The sequence below is a fragment of the Robertmurraya sp. GLU-23 genome, from assembly GCF_052983275.1.
In genome coordinates this window covers 1-17,141 of record NZ_JBRKCV010000014.1, presented here as the reverse complement: position 1 = coordinate 17,141, position 17,141 = coordinate 1, and the positions used below count along the sequence as shown (strand labels likewise).

At 37.4% G+C, this 17,141-nt stretch carries 16 protein-coding genes and 1 pseudogene; 6 read left to right on the top strand and 11 right to left on the bottom strand.

Going from position 1 to position 17,141, the window contains the following annotated elements; all coding sequences use genetic code 11:
• Positions 1-26: 26 nt before the first annotated feature.
• On the bottom strand, positions 27-914 hold the full coding sequence (locus tag ACVBAX_RS18685) for a sulfite exporter TauE/SafE family protein (RefSeq protein WP_447118350.1): 888 nt from the start codon (positions 912-914) through the stop codon (positions 27-29).
• A gap of 222 nt (positions 915-1,136) precedes the next feature.
• Between ACVBAX_RS18685 and ACVBAX_RS18680 the strand changes: the two genes are divergently transcribed.
• From ACVBAX_RS18680 to ACVBAX_RS18660, 5 genes are all read left to right on the top strand, one after another.
• A complete protein-coding gene (locus tag ACVBAX_RS18680; RefSeq protein WP_447118349.1) occupies positions 1,137-2,105 on the top strand; it encodes an NAD(P)-dependent alcohol dehydrogenase in 969 nt (322 codons plus the stop codon).
• Between the two features lie 178 nt (positions 2,106-2,283).
• Complete coding sequence (locus ACVBAX_RS18675) at positions 2,284-3,186, top strand: EamA family transporter (RefSeq protein ID WP_447118348.1); 903 nt, start codon at positions 2,284-2,286, stop codon at positions 3,184-3,186.
• A gap of 98 nt (positions 3,187-3,284) precedes the next feature.
• A complete protein-coding gene (locus ACVBAX_RS18670; RefSeq protein WP_447118347.1) occupies positions 3,285-3,593 on the top strand; it encodes a PadR family transcriptional regulator in 309 nt (102 codons plus the stop codon).
• Positions 3,594-3,609: 16 nt separating this feature from the next.
• The gene (chrA, locus tag ACVBAX_RS18665; RefSeq protein WP_447118346.1) at positions 3,610-4,785 is read left to right on the top strand and encodes a chromate efflux transporter; all 1,176 of its coding nucleotides are present in this window, start codon (positions 3,610-3,612) and stop codon (positions 4,783-4,785) included.
• A 136-nt stretch (positions 4,786-4,921) separates the two neighbouring features.
• On the top strand, positions 4,922-5,491 hold the full coding sequence (locus ACVBAX_RS18660) for a CBO0543 family protein (RefSeq protein WP_447118345.1): 570 nt from the start codon (positions 4,922-4,924) through the stop codon (positions 5,489-5,491).
• A gap of 48 nt (positions 5,492-5,539) precedes the next feature.
• On the opposite strand, the gene ACVBAX_RS18655 is transcribed toward ACVBAX_RS18660, so the two are convergent.
• Entirely contained in the window at positions 5,540-6,547 is a 1,008-nt protein-coding gene (locus tag ACVBAX_RS18655) for a DUF3231 family protein (RefSeq protein WP_447118344.1), read from the bottom strand.
• A 168-nt stretch (positions 6,548-6,715) separates the two neighbouring features.
• On the opposite strand from ACVBAX_RS18655, the gene ACVBAX_RS18650 reads away from it, so the two are divergent.
• Positions 6,716-7,021 (top strand): DUF5634 family protein, encoded by a 306-nt coding sequence (locus ACVBAX_RS18650; RefSeq protein ID WP_447118343.1) that lies wholly within the window; start codon positions 6,716-6,718, stop codon positions 7,019-7,021.
• Positions 7,022-7,071: 50 nt separating this feature from the next.
• Here the strand turns inward: ACVBAX_RS18650 and ACVBAX_RS18645 are convergent, their stop codons facing one another.
• From ACVBAX_RS18645 to pruA, 9 genes and pseudogenes are all read right to left on the bottom strand, one after another.
• Positions 7,072-7,812, bottom strand: coding sequence for a TerC family protein (locus ACVBAX_RS18645; RefSeq protein WP_447118342.1), 741 nt, complete (start codon positions 7,810-7,812; stop codon positions 7,072-7,074).
• A 186-nt stretch (positions 7,813-7,998) separates the two neighbouring features.
• On the bottom strand, positions 7,999-8,577 hold the full coding sequence (locus ACVBAX_RS18640; RefSeq protein ID WP_447118341.1) for a CBO0543 family protein: 579 nt from the start codon (positions 8,575-8,577) through the stop codon (positions 7,999-8,001).
• A gap of 73 nt (positions 8,578-8,650) precedes the next feature.
• Positions 8,651-9,016, bottom strand: a pseudogene (locus tag ACVBAX_RS18635) (DinB family protein); the annotation flags it as partial.
• A complete protein-coding gene (locus ACVBAX_RS18630; RefSeq protein WP_447118340.1) occupies positions 9,010-10,674 on the bottom strand; it encodes an ATP-binding protein in 1,665 nt (554 codons plus the stop codon). The pseudogene ACVBAX_RS18635 and the gene ACVBAX_RS18630, both read right to left, overlap by 7 nt.
• Positions 10,675-10,811: 137 nt before the next feature.
• A complete protein-coding gene (locus ACVBAX_RS18625; protein WP_447118339.1) occupies positions 10,812-11,111 on the bottom strand; it encodes a DUF3949 domain-containing protein in 300 nt (99 codons plus the stop codon).
• Positions 11,112-11,172: 61 nt separating this feature from the next.
• The gene (locus ACVBAX_RS18620; protein WP_447118338.1) at positions 11,173-12,597 is read right to left on the bottom strand and encodes an amino acid permease; all 1,425 of its coding nucleotides are present in this window, start codon (positions 12,595-12,597) and stop codon (positions 11,173-11,175) included.
• Between the two features lie 288 nt (positions 12,598-12,885).
• On the bottom strand, positions 12,886-14,181 hold the full coding sequence (locus tag ACVBAX_RS18615) for a Glu/Leu/Phe/Val family dehydrogenase (protein WP_447118337.1): 1,296 nt from the start codon (positions 14,179-14,181) through the stop codon (positions 12,886-12,888).
• Between the two features lie 43 nt (positions 14,182-14,224).
• Complete coding sequence (locus ACVBAX_RS18610) at positions 14,225-15,430, bottom strand: ornithine--oxo-acid transaminase (RefSeq protein ID WP_447118336.1); 1,206 nt, start codon at positions 15,428-15,430, stop codon at positions 14,225-14,227.
• A gap of 17 nt (positions 15,431-15,447) precedes the next feature.
• On the bottom strand, positions 15,448-16,992 hold the full coding sequence (gene pruA / locus ACVBAX_RS18605; protein ID WP_447118335.1) for an L-glutamate gamma-semialdehyde dehydrogenase: 1,545 nt from the start codon (positions 16,990-16,992) through the stop codon (positions 15,448-15,450).
• Between the last annotated feature and the right edge of the window lie 149 nt (positions 16,993-17,141).

Sequence of the window (17,141 nt, the reverse complement as noted above, 5' to 3'; positions counted from 1 at the left end):
TTTGTAGTCTTTTAGGGGGACAAAACTTAATTTAATACTTCACTTGCATTTGTATTTGTATTTTTGATTTTATATACGATATATACAATAGAAGCAATCCAAATACCAGAAATACCTGCGTAAACAAATGGATAAACACTTGTTTGATCAATCCATGTTGTTACAAGAGTTCTAGAGTTAACAAGGATAATAAATCCACCTACAAGTACACCCATTAGTTGCGCATGTATTTTTTGTACTAACCAGGCAGCAATCGGTGCAGCAATTAATCCACCCAACATCAATGCTCCAACCCACAGCCAGTTTACTTGCTCCCATCCTAGAGAGAGTAAAAATCCAAGTGTGGCAGATACAGCAATTGCAAATTCACTAGTATCAACTGTACCAACTACTTTACGTGCACTGATTCCTTTTTGAGATAGTAATACAGGAGTTGCAATGGGCCCCCAGCCTCCTCCACCAGTTGCATCAGCAAAACCTGCGATCAATCCTAGTGGAATGGATTTTTTTCTTGATAATCCAATATTATTTTTCTGTTCTCCAACTTTAAACATAAATAGAAATCTAGCTAAAACATATACCCCTAGGGCAAGTAAAAAAATAGAAATATAGGGTTTTGCAAGGTCACCAGGAATATTACTCAAAAATGTAGCACCTAAAAATGCTCCAATCGATCCAGGTATGACAAGTCTGATTACAGTTTGTTTATCAACATTCCCAAATTTAATGTGAGAAGCTCCAGATGCAGCCGTTGTTACCACTTCTGCTAAATGAACCGATGCGGATGCAACAGCTGGTGCAATACCAAAGGCAAGTAACATCGATGAGGACGTCACCCCGTACGCCATTCCTAATGCGCCGTCAATTAGTTGTGCAAATAAACCAATAAACGCAAAAACAATAAATTTTTTCATTTCATAGCCTCCAACTTTTTTAAGTAACTTAGTTCCTATACTATAATCCACACTATCCCTACCTGTAAACTAGGGATTTATAAAAATTTGAATTTTTTTAATTCCGCTCCATTTGTTTGTTAAAAAGAACCGGTTTGGTTTTTAATACCTTTCTATTGGAATATCATTTAGTTATAGATTTTTTACCTTAGTTTGTTTGATTGATTAATGGGAGGAATTTATATGAAGGCAGTTGTTTGTACAAAATATGGTGACTCTGATGTACTTTTATTAAAAGAGGTACATAAACCTGTTCCTAAGGACGAGGAAGTGTTAGTGAAAATACATGCCTCTTCCGTAAATTATGGAAACCTAGTTCTTCTAAAAGGCGAACCGTATTTGGCTCGATTAGCTTTTGGTTTATTCAAACCGAAATACTCCATACCTGGAGGCGACATTGCTGGTGTAGTTGAGTCTGTAGGCACTGGAGTAAAACAATTTCAACCTGGTGATGAGGTGTTCGGTGATCTATCTGCCTACGGCTGGGGTGGATTTGCTGAATATGTATGCGTTCCTGAAGGAGCTCTTGTGTTAAAACCGAAAAATATGACCTTTGAGGAAGCAGCAGCAGTTCCTATGGCTGGAGTTACTGCTTTGCAAGCTTTACGTAATAAAGGGAAAATTCAACCCGGACAAAAAGTGTTGATTTACGGTGCATCGGGTGGTGTCGGAACATTTGCTGTGCAATTAGCAAAATCTCTTGGCGCAGAGGTTACCGGAGTATGTAGCTCAAGAAATGTGGAAATTCTACGGTTGATAGGCGCTGACCATGTCATCGATTATCAGAAAGAGAATTTCTCCCAATCTCAGGAAAAGTATGATTTGATATTAGGTGTGAATGGAGGTCAACCCTTATCTGTATATAAGAGAGCATTGAATCCACAAGGCTTCTTTCTTCATGTCGGAGGTTCTGAAGAACAGTTATTTCAAACCATGCTACAAGCACCTTGGACATCGATCATAGGAAAGAAGAAAGTTGGAAATATGCTTCAGAGAGCCAATAAAAACGACTTAATCTATATGAAAAAATTACTGGAAGCAGGTAGCGTGAAGCCAGTTATCGATAGAACATATACGTTAAGTGAGATTACTGATGCTTTTAATTATTTTTCTGAAGGTCATGCACAAGGTAAAGTAGTAATTACCGTTTGATATGAATGATAAAAGCTTGTTTCCTCCTCATAATCTATAAAAATAGAAGTATATTCCTTGTCACAATCCCTATATAAAAAGTATAATTTTGTTAACTCAAAGAACCCATTTTTATTGTTTTCTGGAAACTAAAACAATAAAGATGGGTTCTTTATATTTTTTTAGGAGGGGTTCTAACTTGTTACGTTTGGTCCTGAATTCTGTTTATGTTTTTCTAGGAGCATGTTCCTTCGGTATATTATCAACGATTGTGAAATTGGCTTATAAAGAAGGGTTTACTTTTCGTGAAGTAACAACCGGCCAATATGGTTTTGGGTGGGCAATTATGCTTATCTTAATGATTATCTTCTCCAGACAAAAAATAAGTTTGAAACAGTTTATTCGTCTGGCTGCAGTTGGAGCATGTACGGCATTGACTGGAGTTTTTTACTACTATTCTCTACAAACGATTCCAGCCTCAATAGCAATTATTTTACTTTTTCAATTCACATGGATGGGAATATTGATTCATTCCATAGCCACAAAAAAATGGCCGACCAAATCCACCCTTGTATCTATCGTATTATTATTAGCCGGCACTTTTTTAGCAGGTGGAATGGTTGGAGGTAATATTGATGAAATAAATATGCTAGGAATATTTTTTGGTTTACTTGCTGCTGTAATGATGACCTTATTTATATTATTAAGTGGAAAAGTTGAAACTCAACTCCCTTTAATTACACGAAGCTTCTACATATCTACTGGTGGTTTATTAATCCTATTAACCATTTTCACACCTAAAATATTATTATCTTCATTCGGTGATGGTATAGGGTATTACAGTTTCCTTTTAGGTGCTTTCGGAACAGTTATTCCAATCCTACTTTTCTCTTTAGGTGCACCTAAGATTAGCCCCACACTTACTAGTATTCTTAGTGCAGGAGAACTCCCTGTAGCGGTAATGGCTTCTGTTTGGGTACTTCAAGAACAAGTGACATGGATACAATGGTCAGGTGTTCTGGTTATTTTGTGTGGCATTGCCTATCCGCAAATAATAACTTATCAAGCTAGCAAGCATCCTAACAATGTTAAGATTTTGTAAATATTATTTGTGATGAAAAGAAATACTAGGGATTACTGTTATAATCGGTATCGAAAGTCAATATCGGTTTCCTATATTGATAATTTGGAGGTGAACCTTTGGAAGACAAAGTATTAAGGAAACTTTTTCTTGGATTTATTCACATTCATATTTTGCATCATGCCAAGGAAAAACCTATCTTTGGTGTGTGGATGCTAGAGGAGCTAAAGGAACATGGCTACAATATTAGCTCTGGTACTCTCTACCCTATTCTTCATTCCATGGAAGAAGATGGATTACTATCAAAAGAAGAGAAAAACGTTCAAGGGAAAATACGAAAGTATTATTCAACAACCGAGAAGGGCATACAAATTTTAGACGAAGCTAGAAAAAAGGCTTATGAATTATTCAAAGAAATCAAAGATTAAATTTAGAGGTGAGATAATGAATCAACTAAAATCATTATTGGAAATCCTAATTGTTTCTACCAAATTAGGATTAACATCCTTTGGGGGGCCAATCGCCCATTTAGGTTATTTCCACAATGAATATATTCGCAAAAGAAAGTGGCTGGATGAAAAAAGTTATGCTGATTTAGTCGCACTATGTCAATTCCTACCTGGTCCAGCAAGTAGCCAAGTTGGTATTGGGATTGGTGTCATGAGGGCTGGAGTTCTTGGAGGAATTGTATCATTTATCGGTTTTACTCTTCCCTCGGTTGTAGCCCTTATGATATTTGCCCTTTTACTTCGTGAATTTGAAGTGGGTGAAGCAGGCTGGATACATGGATTAAAAATTGTTGCTGTTGCAGTCGTTGCACATGCGATAGTAGGTATGGCAAACAATTTAACTCCTGATTTAAAAAGAAAAGCACTAGCAATATTTGCTCTTGTTGTAACTCTCCTTTGGCAAACAGCCTTTACTCAGGTTGGAGTAATCTTCATTGCGGGAATTCTTGGTTTTTTTCTTTACAGACAACAAACAGATACACATGAACAAAAGATGGCATTTCCAATTAGTCGTCGTTTTGGAGTCCTTACCTTACTAGTATTTTTTAGTCTTTTACTATTGCTCCCAATTTTAAGAGAGGCCACATCACTTCATTGGGTTGCTATGTTTGATAGTTTTTATCGATCAGGTTCTTTAGTATTTGGTGGTGGACATGTGGTGTTACCACTACTAGAACGCGAATTTGTTCCAACTGGAATGTTAACGGAAGAGGCATTTTTAGCGGGTTATGGTGCTACACAAGCAGTACCTGGTCCTCTCTTTACCTTTGCTGCTTATTTAGGAACGGTTATAAGCGGCCCGCAAGGTGGATTATTAGCCACTTTTGCCATCTTCTTACCTGCCTTTCTTCTAGTGCTGGGAGCTTTACCATTTTGGGACTCCTTACGTCGTAACCCTAAAATAAAAGGAGCATTAATGGGGGTGAATGCAGCCGTGGTAGGCATTCTAATTTCTGCCTTCTATCAACCTATTTGGACGAGTTCCATATTAGCTCCAATTGATTTTGCATTTGCGGCTATTTTATTCAGTATGCTTGTTTACTGGAAGCTACCTCCATGGATCGTTGTTGTGACGGGTGTAATTGGTGGAGCACTCATGACACTTATATAAATTTTCAAAGGACTATGCCAGTGGCTGGTCCTTTTTTCAAATCACGCGACTTCTTTTTTCATTTTTAGTATTTTAATTTACATTTATTAACAAACTATACTTGATGGTAATTATATAACTATAATGAGGGATCTACATGAATGAAGAACAGTCCAAAAGTTTGGAAAATCTAAAAAGTTCGTCTAGTAAGTTAGCTCACGATTGGGTCGATTATTGGAAGGAGTATTCTAGTTTTGATACATGGCAATTTTGGCTAAATATTGCCTTTTTAATTATTCCTTTAATCGTTCTCTATTTTAAACTCGATCGCTCAAAGGCCTTTCATATCGGTTTTTTCGGATACAGCGCTCATATATTGTCTACATATATCGATGGTTACTCAACAAGATTTGGACACTGGGAGTATCCTTATAAAATTATTCCTTTATTACCAATAAATATGGGGCTGGATACATCTTTAATCCCCGTTGTAATCATGCTGGTTTATCAATGGACATTAAATCGAAAAAAAAATTATTATATTGCTGTATTGGTTGTTGCTGCTCTATTTGCATTTGTTTTTAAACCGATTTTATCTTATTTTGATTTATTTCAGCTATCAAAAGGTTCTACTTACTTTCATTTGTTCCTTTGGTATATTAGTGGTGGGATATTATCCAAGTGGGTCACAAATATCTTTTTTCACTTTGAAAAAAGTAGTAAATAATCTACAACTACCAAAAGACCAAATGTATGGTCCTACATTTGGTCTTTTTTATTCCCCATTTATTAGTTTCTCTCGATTGTCCGATTGAGGCGGTTCCTCTAACCAGCCATGCTTAATCATGATATTTGCTCCATCCTCTGCATACAGGGCGATTTCAGGAATAAGAGATGCATATTTTAAACCTAAATCTCTTCGAGGGCTCCCTGACATAGAAGCACCATAATTTCCAATACCAGCCGCAATCATCCCAGATACATGGAACATCATTAGCTTTTCTGAAAAAACAGGTATGGTCGAATCCGAAAGAGCTGTATCCCAAGTCATCGGAGCAGGTAAATCTTCCTTTTTTAGAATGTCACTAAATATATCGATATGCTTTTGAGCAATTCGTTTACCTCTAATAAAGTAGTCTTTTACCTCTTTTGATTGAGCTGTCTGTGCAAAACCTGTAATTAATGTTTTTCCAATCGCATTTGTTTGGATATTATTAAATAACATCGTAATTTCTGGTGCTACAAGCGATCTTTTTTCTCCTAAAAATCCAGTTAAAAAGCTCTGCCTTTCAACAAAATCTACTTTATCAGGTGTGGAGATAAAGGGTGGTCGGACATACGTACCCTGCTTTAGCATTAAATCTCGTGTTAAGTCCTGTAATCCTACAGCCGTTTTCAAAACACTTTTGAAAAATTTTACAACCTCTGGTCTTGTGGCAATACCAAGAGACACGGCTCCCGCAGCCATACCAAGTACAGACATATTTCTTAAATACATTAAAAAATACGTATCTGAGAAGAGTCTCGGTGCGCTTACGTGTACATCTCTTTCAGTAAAACCGATTGGGATCGGAAAACTTTCTTTTGTAAACAGCTCCTTTAAAAAAGAGATATTATGTTTTGAACCGTTTAAAGCAAATTCTATGACAGGCTTAACTTCCGGATCTTCTACTTTTTCTAAAAAATAACTAAGTACACAAATGGAAGCTGTATCGTTGATGAATTGAGTCCATAACATTGCCATTTCTGCTGCAGTTAACCGGATTTTCGTCTTGTCATCCATTACACATAACACCCTTTATGTTTGAGTAGTTATTTTATCTTTCCATATATCTATTGCATTTATTAGGTAAGGTTCGTTATTTCACTTTTTTCCTAATAAATTGAACTTTGTAGGATATTACTACTGATAGAGGATTTATTTTACATACACCACGAAAGGATGATTAATTTGGAATATGGTACACGTGAGGAGATCATGAACACATTACAACAATCTTTTCACTCGTTAATGAATACATATCAGTTGGAAGATATTGGTCTTTTTGAAGAGCAAGGTTCTAATGGAGAATATTATATGGGCTATACCATTAATCAAAATGGTGGGACATACATGCTTCATCAAACATATAAGACGAATTCTGATGGGCAATTTGCACTCATTACTAAGGAATGGACCATTGAATCAGATGAACCAAATTACGAAGATAAAAAAGGATATGTAAGCATAGAAGAAGCTTTTCAACACTTGCATTAATACATGTAAAAGGTGCACAAATCCAATAAGGATTCATGCACCTCTTTATTTTAGTGACCAACTGCTTTTTGTTTGCCCGACATGAACCAACCACCAAGAGCGATTATTAACATGACAGACCAAAAGATGGTATTCCAAATCGGACCTTCAACAAAATCATGTGAAATGATATGGACCGATGGATGGGCAAGAGTGTGCATAAGGAGTTTTATCCCTACCCAACCAACTAGTAGCATGGCAGCACGCTCTAGACTTGGACGTTCCGTTAAGATCTTAACAAAGAATGCTGCAGCAAATCGAATAACAATTAAACCAGCAATCGCACCAATTAAGATTACAATGAATTGAGCTGCGTCCATTCCACCAATATCTCCAAGTGGCGTGTCTGGAAGCGCAAGAACAAGAGCAACGGCAGCCAAAATCGAATCCACTGCAAAGGCAATATCGGCTAAAGCAATGGAAGCTACAGTTGCACGATAACTTTTCCCTTTCGCATCCTTTTCACGTTCGTGTTTCGTGAACAAATGTTTTAAAGCAATATAAATTAAGTACGCTGCTCCAATTGCTTGTACTTGCCACACATGAAACAGGTACGAAATGATGAAAATGGCTCCTATTCTAAACACAAATGCTAAAAGCAATCCAATATTTATCGCTTTTTTCTGTTGTTCTTCAGGTAAATGCTTTGCCATAATCGCTAAAACTAGGGCATTATCAGCAGATAATAATCCTTCTAGAACAATCAAGATAAGCAAAACCCAACCATATTGTAACAATAATGATACATCCATTTATTAAATCCCCCTATTTAACAGTTCCACTACTTTATCTAGTGGATGATAAACTTCCCTTTCCTCTTCTTTTATTGTTTGCAGAAACACAAGTTTAACTAATTCTACAGGGATGTATATTATTCCTTCTTTTACACACTTTCCCATACAAAAAAACCTTTACTTTTTGTAAAGGTTTGGTCAATGCTATTTAGTTGGAGGTCCATATTTTTTTTGGGTCCACAAAAATACATTGGTTATGAATTTTGCTGTAAGTAAGATTAAAACGTACCCTACAAACAAATAGATATAATTAACCTTTCCATAAAGTTTAAATAATCCAAGGCCAACAAGTAATGGTTTGAATACAAGTGCAAAAGCACCTGCAGTTAAAATAGCATATAAATAGTAGTTCTTATTATGATTTAACGTCCATTGGTACATAAGCATACAAACTACCGGGACAATACTGGCATCCACTGATAAACTTGGCAAGGCAGGTACTAATTGAAATGGATAGTGCCAATAACCTGAATTCATACCATAAATATCACCATAAGCAAGAATTACATGAACACTATACCCATAAAATCCAATTAAAAAGATTTTACTTTTATCAATTTTTAAAAATAATATAAATAATGGAACGACAAGTACCGACACCATTATCCAGAACTCCAAAGTAGAATACAAATGATACTCTTTCCAAATTTTAATAAATAAATCAGTAGAATCTCCTCTGAGTTGTACAGCTTTATCAAATTGTTCAAGGCGGGCATTAGACAATTGAATCATCCTTTAAAATACAATAATAACTGTATCGTTACCCATTGTGTTCGAAAATATGCCTTGTAATAACTTAGAGGATATTAGGGTAGCCATCAGAACTCAAATAGCGCTCAAAAATAAGTTTTCGATGATGTAGTTCCTGCCCAGCAATAATGTAGATTAAAGCCCGAACGCTAACCGCTGAGCCATTAGCGTTACCCCTACTTGGGATCGCTTCACTCGGTAAACTTCTTATTAACTGCAAGGTAGATTTCCGAATGATTTTAAAGTTTTCAAGCAATTCTCGTAAGGGTTGTGAATTAAATGAAGCATTTTTTACATATTTATTATCATCATAACCTGGAAGCTCTGCTTTTTCACCCCTAACAAAAGATAATAGCCTATATCCCATGATTCGTTCAGCATCCGAAATATGTCCGATCATGTTAGTTAAATTGGCAATTTCACTTCAACGGTAGTCCCTTTCCCTACTTCACTACTTATGGTGACAGTACCTAGATGATTCTCTACAATCCTTTTACTCACCATAAAACCAAGACCTGTCCCTTTTTCCTTTGTCGTATAGAATGGTTGACCAAGCTTTGAAATCAGTTCATCAGGAATTCCGTTCCCTTCATCTATAAAACGAATAATTAACTCCTGCTTTGTACTAGAAATCAGTTGTATGATTAAGTTTCCTCCGTCCGGCATCGCATCTATTGCATTTTTGATAAAATTGATACAAACCTGTTTGATCTGATTTTCCTCACACATAATCTGTGCTACTTTTGTTTTGATATCAATGATGATTTGAACATTATTGAGCGTTGCTTGAGGTCCTAATAACGTAACCACATCTTTGATTAGTACCATAACATCCTTGCGCGCAAAATGAACGGCTTGTGGTTTTGCTAACATAAGAAGTTCACTAAGAATTTGCTCTATCCGGGTTATTTCAGAGGACATAATGTCATAATAAATCTGCTTTTCAAAGTTACTTGATTCCATCAACTGAAGGAATCCTTTAATAGAAGTAATTGGATTCCTAATCTCATGTGCAATGCCAGCAGCTAGCTCTCCAGCAATGGACAATTTTTCTGACTTAATTAATAACTCATGAGCTTGCTTTCTTTCGGTAATATCCCGTATGATTACAGCCCAGCCATCCAACTCATTCTTTTCATCAAGCAAGGGGAAACAAGACAACTGAACCTGAAGCACTTTGCCATCTTTTGTTTTTCTTATTGTTTCATACCCTTTTACCTTTTCGCCGAGAACAGTAAAACTTCTATTAAGTATCACTTCGAATTTTCTATCATCGGGTAGGATAGGAAGTTCACTAGCGTCTAGACCTAACACTTCATTTGCAGTGAAACCAAAGGTAGTCTGAAAAGCAGCATTTACTGTAATGACTTTGTCGCTCTTATCCATGATGACCACTGGATCTAAATTTTGAAAGATAAAAGATTGCAATTGATGCTTTGTAGCAATTAATTTTTCTTCTAGCTGGGTTTCTTTTGCGATAGTTAAAGAAGGTAATGGAACAGAATTATTTTTATAAAAATAAGATTTTACTAATTCTTGATCGGTCATAATGTACTCGTGGGATTTTAGCATGCTGTTTTGGAGAGAGGCGGTTATTTTGTTCCCGTTATACGCGCAGACCGATATTAGATTGGAATGTCGAACACATTGATCAGCGGTTCTTTCAAAGCTCTCAAGTTTCAACTCAATTTCCCTTTCATTATTCCAGCAAACATTTGCCCACGTTCTTACGGTCATATGTTTTTCTTGAAAATGAGTAATGACATCTGAAAAATGACTCACGATTAAGTCACAATGAAAATCATCATATAGGCGATAAAACTCATAATTATCAAGAAAATGGATACAGTCAAGAGCATCCTGTGTCAACATCCCTTTTAATATTACCTTCATATGTTCATATGTATCTTTGCTTTCAATCATAATGATGTGATGACCTTGGTCAATCCCCGATACGATATATGAGATGGCATTTTCAATATAATTATCAACCTTATTGTATGTATACAATATATGTGCATGATTTTTTAAGTCTATCAAATTCGTTAAAGGTACAATTTTATTTTCCATAAATACCTCACCAATACGTAGTAAGTTTAGTATAATGCAAAAAATGTATTTTTTCATTTCTAATATTATGAATAGTACAAACTAATTAAAAAAACTGCCAAAAATGGCAGCACATAATCCACTGTGATGGAGCTGTTTTACTTCTTTCCATTAGACTTCAAATTATAAACAAGGGTTGCTAACAGATTAGCTCCTATGAACAAGAGATTTCCTTGCGCATTAAAATGTAACTGCTGTGTTTCAAAGCTCATTTGATCATAGTGGTCTTCTACAGAAACTCCTCTTTCCTTGTTTCTTTTCTGAGTCTCTTTTAATTGTTTTATATACTTATACTGCACCGGTACTAGTAATAATGATAATACAATATAAGCCCCTATAATCCCTACAGCTACGTATACACCCATCACACTTTCCCCTTTCATTGTAAGACTCGGCATTTTTGGCTCCTTACAATTAAATACGGTGTAGGGATTATAAAGGTTTCTTGTTTTTTTATGATTACTGTACTTTTCGTACTTGGTAATTTGCTTCTTCCTTATTTTCATGTTGATCTTTTATCTTAAAGTGATAAATCAAGTAGCATGAAATGACAAACGGAACGCCTAGATATAGGGCTAATCGTTGCTCTGAGTCAAATGCTAAACTAGCCAGGACAATAATATTTAATGTTAGTGCGATGATTGGAAGTACTGGGAAAAACGGTGTTTTAAATTTTAGATCCTCTAGCTTACCTCCGTCTCGCATGTATTTTCTACGGAAAGCAATTTGAGAAGCAGTAATTGAAATCCAACCAACTTGTGCACCTAGTCCAGCAATGGAAAGCAGCCATACAAACACCGTCTCTGCTGCGAAAAATCCTGAAAGAAGTGACAATAGAGAAATTCCCATTGTTAAAATCAATGCATTCATCGGTACACCCTTTTTGTTTACTTTTGTTAAAATTGGACTTGCCATTTTTTCTTTTGACATCGCATATAACATACGAGTAGCCGCATACAAACCTGAATTTCCAACTGACAGTAAGGCTGTTAAAATAACAAAATTCATAATATCTGCCGCATATGGAATCCCGATGCTATCAAAGACGACAACAAACGGACTCTCAATCACTCCCGCTTTTTCCATCGGAATTAATCCAGCAACCACAAAAATTGCCAGGACAAAGAATACAAGAGTTCTCCATACCGTTTGCTTGATCGATCTAGGAATGGTTTTCTCTGGGTTTTCACTTTCCCCAGCAGCAATCCCAATTAATTCTGTACCTTGAAAAGAAAAGTTCACAGCGATCATCGTTATAATTAACGCGGAAAATCCGTTCGGAAGCAAGCCATGAGCTGTGAAATTAGATAAAAACGGTGCTTCTTGTCCACCTTTTAAATCGATGAATCCGAACAAGGCTGCTCCACCTAACACAACGAACAGTAAAATGGCTAATATTTTAATACTAGAAAACCAGAATTCTGCTTCCGCAAAAACTCTAGCTGACAATGAATTCAAGGAGAACAAGACGACAGCAAAGATCCCACTCCATATCCAAACCGGAACATCTGGGAACCACCTCTCCATTAACTGCCCTGCTGCTAGGAACTCTAACGCAACCGTTACAGACCACCCGAGCCAATATAACCAACCAAGGGCAAAACCCGTTCCTGGTCCGATAAACTTGGTCGTGTATGTTTGAAAGGAGCCTGATACTGGCATGGCGACAGATAATTCTCCAAGGCACAGCATCGTTAAAAACATAATAAATCCACCCACTAGATAAGATAGTATTGCTCCCATCGGACCCGCTTCACTAATCGTGTAGCCAGACCCTAAGAACAATCCTGATCCTATTACCCCTCCTAGTGAGATCATAAATAAGTGGCGAGTCTTCATTGTTCTTTTTAATTCATGAGAAGTGTTGTTTTCCGACAAATGCATTATATCCCCCTTTTCCCCTTGTAAGTATGCGTTTACATATATACAATGCAAATTTTATGCCAAAATGGAAAAGCTTTAATTGTGAACTTTTTTCGAACTTGTTATGCCAAGTATTTTTGCCTCAAAATTGAATTTTGCATTAGGGATGCAAAAAAACTCTTTCCGTTTGATCGGAAAGAGTTTTGAATTCTAATCAGATCCGGTAATTATTAGGTCATCCTGAATGGTAGCTAGAACAGTCAAAGGATCCACAACTTCGCCTTCTTTCACATGTAAAGACTGCTCACCTTATACCCATCCACGGAATCTAGCCGCTTCTGCCATCTTTTTAATTCCAACCATATATGCTGCTAAGCGCATATCTACTCGATGGAGCTCAGCTGTTTGATATATATTTTCAAAGGAATGGATCATCACCTTAGATAGTTTTTCATCGACCTCTTCTTCTGACCAATAATAACCTTGATTATTTTGCACCCATTCAAAGTAAGAAACCGTAACTCCTCCTGCACTTGCCAATATATCTGGCACTAACAATATTCCACGTTCTGTTAAGATGGTTGTTGCTTCAAGAGTGGTTGGGCCATTAGCTGCTTCAACCACAATTTCCGCTTTAATATTGGCTGCATTTTGAGCGGTAATTTGATTTGAAATAGCTGCAGGTACTAAAATATCACAGTCAAGTTCTAATAACTCAGAATTACTTATCGTGTTTTCAAAGATTTTAGAAAAGGTTCCAAAACTATCGCGACGATCGAGAAGATAATCGATATCGAGCCCATTTGGATCGTGAACTCCCCCATATACATCTGAAACGGCGACCACCTTTGCCCCAGCATCGTGCATAAATTTCGCTAAATAGCTTCCTGCATTTCCAAACCCTTGAATAACCACTCTTGCTCCTTGTAATTCAAAGCCTTTTTTCTTTACCGCTTCTTCGACGCAAATCGTTACTCCTCGGGCAGTAGCTGTTTCTCTGCCCTTTGATCCGCCTAATACGATTGGTTTTCCTGTGATAAAACCGGGAGAATCAAACTCACGCAAACGGCTATACTCATCCATCATCCACGCCATAATTTGAGAATTCGTGTACACATCTGGTGCTGGAATATCCTTTGTTGGTCCAACAATTTGGCTGATAGCACGGACATACCCACGACTTAATCTCTCAAGTTCTCTGAAGGACATCTTTCGTGGATCACAAATAATTCCACCTTTTCCGCCTCCATAAGGAAGATCCGTGATCCCACATTTCAAACTCATCCAGATGGATAATGCTTTTACCTCTTCCTCATCTACTTCCGGATGAAAACGAACTCCACCTTTTGTCGGTCCTACGGCATCATTGTGCTGTGAACGGTATCCTGTAAAAATTTGAACCGTCCCATCATCCATACGGACTGGAATACGAACTGTTAGCATTCTGATTGGATCTTTTAACAATTCATACATTTCATGTGTATAGCCTAGCTTATTTAAGGCTTTTTGGATAACCGTTTGCGTTGAGTAAAACAAGTTAAGAGATTCTTGTTCCTTTTGATGTTCCTTTTCGATCGCATTTACCACAGTATTATTAGGCATCATTCTACCCCTCGTCGAATTAATAATTTTAGTTACCGATTAACAATTAAGAACCTAACACGTTTTGAATTTTTTCCAACGCCCAATCGATTTCTTCCTTTGTTATAATTAATGGTGGTGCAAAACGAATCACCGTTTCATGCGTTTCTTTACACAATAAACCAGCTTCTTTTAGTTGCTCACAGTATGGTCTAGCAGCCTCAGTAAGTTCTAAACCGATAAACAATCCTTTTCCTCTAATTTCTTTTATCTTCGAATTGTTGATTGTTTTTAGTTGATTCAGGAAATACTCTCCTAACTTTAGGGAACGTTCAGCTAGTTTTTCTTCCTCAATTACTTCAAGAGAAGCAAGCGACACAGCACAAGCTAGAGGATTTCCTCCAAATGTAGATCCGTGTGAACCTGGGTTGAATACTCCTAGTACATCAGAGTTCGCGACCACACAAGAGATTGGGAATACTCCGCCGCCAAGTGCTTTTCCTAAAATAAGAATATCTGGATCTACTTCCTCCCAATCACATGCAAACATTTTCCCTGTACGCGCTAATCCTACTTGAATTTCGTCTGCAATAAACAATACATTCTGTTCTTTACATAAATCTGATGCAGCCTTTAAGAATCCTTCTGGTGGTAAAAGAATTCCCGCTTCTCCTTGAATTGGTTCCATTAAGAATGCAGCAGTGTTTGGAGTGATGGCTTCCTTTAGAGCTTCTAGATCCCCGTAAGGAATTAACTTAATCCCTGGTAAAAGCGGACCGAAGCCACGCTTGTATTCTGGATCCGATGATAAGGACACTGCCCCAAGAGTTCTTCCATGAAAGTTGCCTGTACAAGCGATGATTTCTGCTTGATTCTCTACAATCCCTTTTACATCGTACCCCCAACGACGTGCTGCTTTTAGAGCTGTTTCCACCGCCTCTGCCCCTGTGTTCATTGGAAGTGCCATGTCTTTTTTGGTTATCTTACAAATCTTTTCGTACCAAGGACCTAACTGATCATTATGAAAGGCACGTGACGTTAGTGTAACTTTATCTGCTTGATCCTTTAGAGCTTGAATGATTTTCGGATGACGATGACCTTGATTCACTGCTGAATAAGCACTCAGCATATCCATATAACGATCGCCTTCCGGATTTTCCACCCATACACCTTCTGCCTTTTCAATAACGATTGGTAGTGGGTGATAGTTGTTTGCTCCAAATTTTTGAGTTTGTGCAATAATGTTAGTAGTTTTTGAAGTTGTTTGATTCATTGTGTTGCCTCCTTATTTTATAGAGTTTCTGAAGTTGTTTTTGCTTGCATATGCAATAGTAAATAATCAGGGCCACCAGCTTTAGAGTCGGTTCCTGACATATTAAAACCTCCAAACGGTTGATAGCCAACAATAGCACCTGTACACGTACGGTTGAAGTAAAGATTTCCAACATGAAATTCTTCTCTAGCTCTTTCGATATGCTCTCTGTTGTTGGAAATGAGGGCACCAGTTAGTCCGTAATCCGTGTTATTTGCGATCTCCATCATATGGTCAAAGTCACGAGCTTTACAGAATGCTAGAACGGGACCAAAGATTTCTTCTTGCATTAAGCGGGCTTTTTCATCTACATCGGCAAATATGGTTGGCTTAATGAAGAAACCTTTAGAATCATCTCCTTCACCACCAGCCATTAACATGCCCTCTTGTTTGCCGATTTCAATATACTCCATGATTTTTTTGTATGCTTTTTCATCAATAACAGGTCCCATATAGGTTTCTTTTAATTCTGGACTTCCTACCGTCAGCTGACCTGTTAAGGCAACCGCTTTTTCTAGCACTTCCTCATACACATCTTGGTGGACTACTGCTCGTGATCCTGCAGAGCATTTTTGTCCTGAAAAACCAAATGCGGAGTAAACAATCGAAGCAGCAGCAAGATCTAAATCTGCCTCGTTATCAACGACTACCGTGTCTTTCCCACCCATTTCAGCGATCACTCGCTTGATCCAAATTTGTCCAGGATGAACTTTGGCTGCACGCTCGTTGATTCGGCACCCTACTTCACGAGAACCCGTGAACGACACAAAGCGAGTTTTCGGATGATCAACAAGATAATCTCCGATTTGCGCACCACTACCAGGTACGTAATTCAATACTCCCTTAGGCAATCCCGCCTCATACATTAACTCTACAAATTTTGCCGCAATGACTGGTGTTGAATTGGCTGGTTTTAATAACACCGTATTTCCTGTAACAATCGCTGCAACCGTTGTTCCCGCCATAATTGCAAGCGGAAAATTAAATGGTGAAATAATGACTCCTACTCCAAGTGGAATATAATGAAATTGATTGTACTCACCGTCACGACTTTGCACATCCATGCCGTTTTTCAGCTTCAGCATTTGACGAGCGTAATACTCAAGAAAATCTATTGCTTCTGCTGTGTCCGCATCCGCTTCGTTCCATGGTTTACCTGCTTCTTTTACTAGATAGCTAGAAAATTCATGTTTACGTCGGCGCATGATGGCAGCAGCACGGAATAATATGTTTGCACGATGCTCAGGTTTCCACTTTTTCCAGCTTTCAAATGCTGTCAAAGCAGCCTGCATTGCCTTCTCCGCTAGTTCTTGATTGGCCATAGATACGGTTCCAATCATCTCTTCCTTATTCGCTGGATTAATTGAAACAATTTTCTCTTCTGTTGTAATTTCTTCATTTCCAATGATCACTGGGTAATCTTTTCCTAATTGTGTTTGAACATAAATTAGTGCTTCTTGAAAGTCTTGTTTATTCTTTTCAATCGAAAAATTAGTAAATGGTTCATGTGTATAAGGTTTCATTCTTTTTCCCCCTTTTGATTCTTCCGTATTGTCAAAACTTCTATAAGAAATAGGTTATAAAATATCTCCATAGAGGGCTTTATAGGCAAAAAAATTGCCACCCCCTAAATTCTTTGGATAATTGAGGTTACCACACACCCAACAACCAA

What these genes read in the sequence shown, in the direction of transcription:
- ACVBAX_RS18610 (WP_447118336.1), bottom strand. Translation starts at nt 15,430, where the DNA reads ATGAATCAAACAACTTCAAAAACTACTAACATTATTGCACAAACTCAA.
- ACVBAX_RS18645 (WP_447118342.1), bottom strand. Translation starts at nt 7,812, where the DNA reads ATGGATGTATCATTATTGTTACAATATGGTTGGGTTTTGCTTATCTTG.
- pruA (WP_447118335.1), bottom strand. Translation starts at nt 16,992, where the DNA reads ATGAAACCTTATACACATGAACCATTTACTAATTTTTCGATTGAAAAG.
- ACVBAX_RS18655 (WP_447118344.1), bottom strand. Translation starts at nt 6,547, where the DNA reads ATGGATGACAAGACGAAAATCCGGTTAACTGCAGCAGAAATGGCAATG.
- ACVBAX_RS18625 (WP_447118339.1), bottom strand. Translation starts at nt 11,111, where the DNA reads ATGCCGAGTCTTACAATGAAAGGGGAAAGTGTGATGGGTGTATACGTA.
- chrA (WP_447118346.1), top strand. Translation starts at nt 3,610, where the DNA reads ATGAATCAACTAAAATCATTATTGGAAATCCTAATTGTTTCTACCAAA.
- ACVBAX_RS18630 (WP_447118340.1), bottom strand. Translation starts at nt 10,674, where the DNA reads ATGGAAAATAAAATTGTACCTTTAACGAATTTGATAGACTTAAAAAAT.
- ACVBAX_RS18660 (WP_447118345.1), top strand. Translation starts at nt 4,922, where the DNA reads ATGAATGAAGAACAGTCCAAAAGTTTGGAAAATCTAAAAAGTTCGTCT.
- ACVBAX_RS18620 (WP_447118338.1), bottom strand. Translation starts at nt 12,597, where the DNA reads ATGCATTTGTCGGAAAACAACACTTCTCATGAATTAAAAAGAACAATG.
- ACVBAX_RS18680 (WP_447118349.1), top strand. Translation starts at nt 1,137, where the DNA reads ATGAAGGCAGTTGTTTGTACAAAATATGGTGACTCTGATGTACTTTTA.
- ACVBAX_RS18685 (WP_447118350.1), bottom strand. Translation starts at nt 914, where the DNA reads ATGAAAAAATTTATTGTTTTTGCGTTTATTGGTTTATTTGCACAACTA.
- ACVBAX_RS18615 (WP_447118337.1), bottom strand. Translation starts at nt 14,181, where the DNA reads ATGATGCCTAATAATACTGTGGTAAATGCGATCGAAAAGGAACATCAA.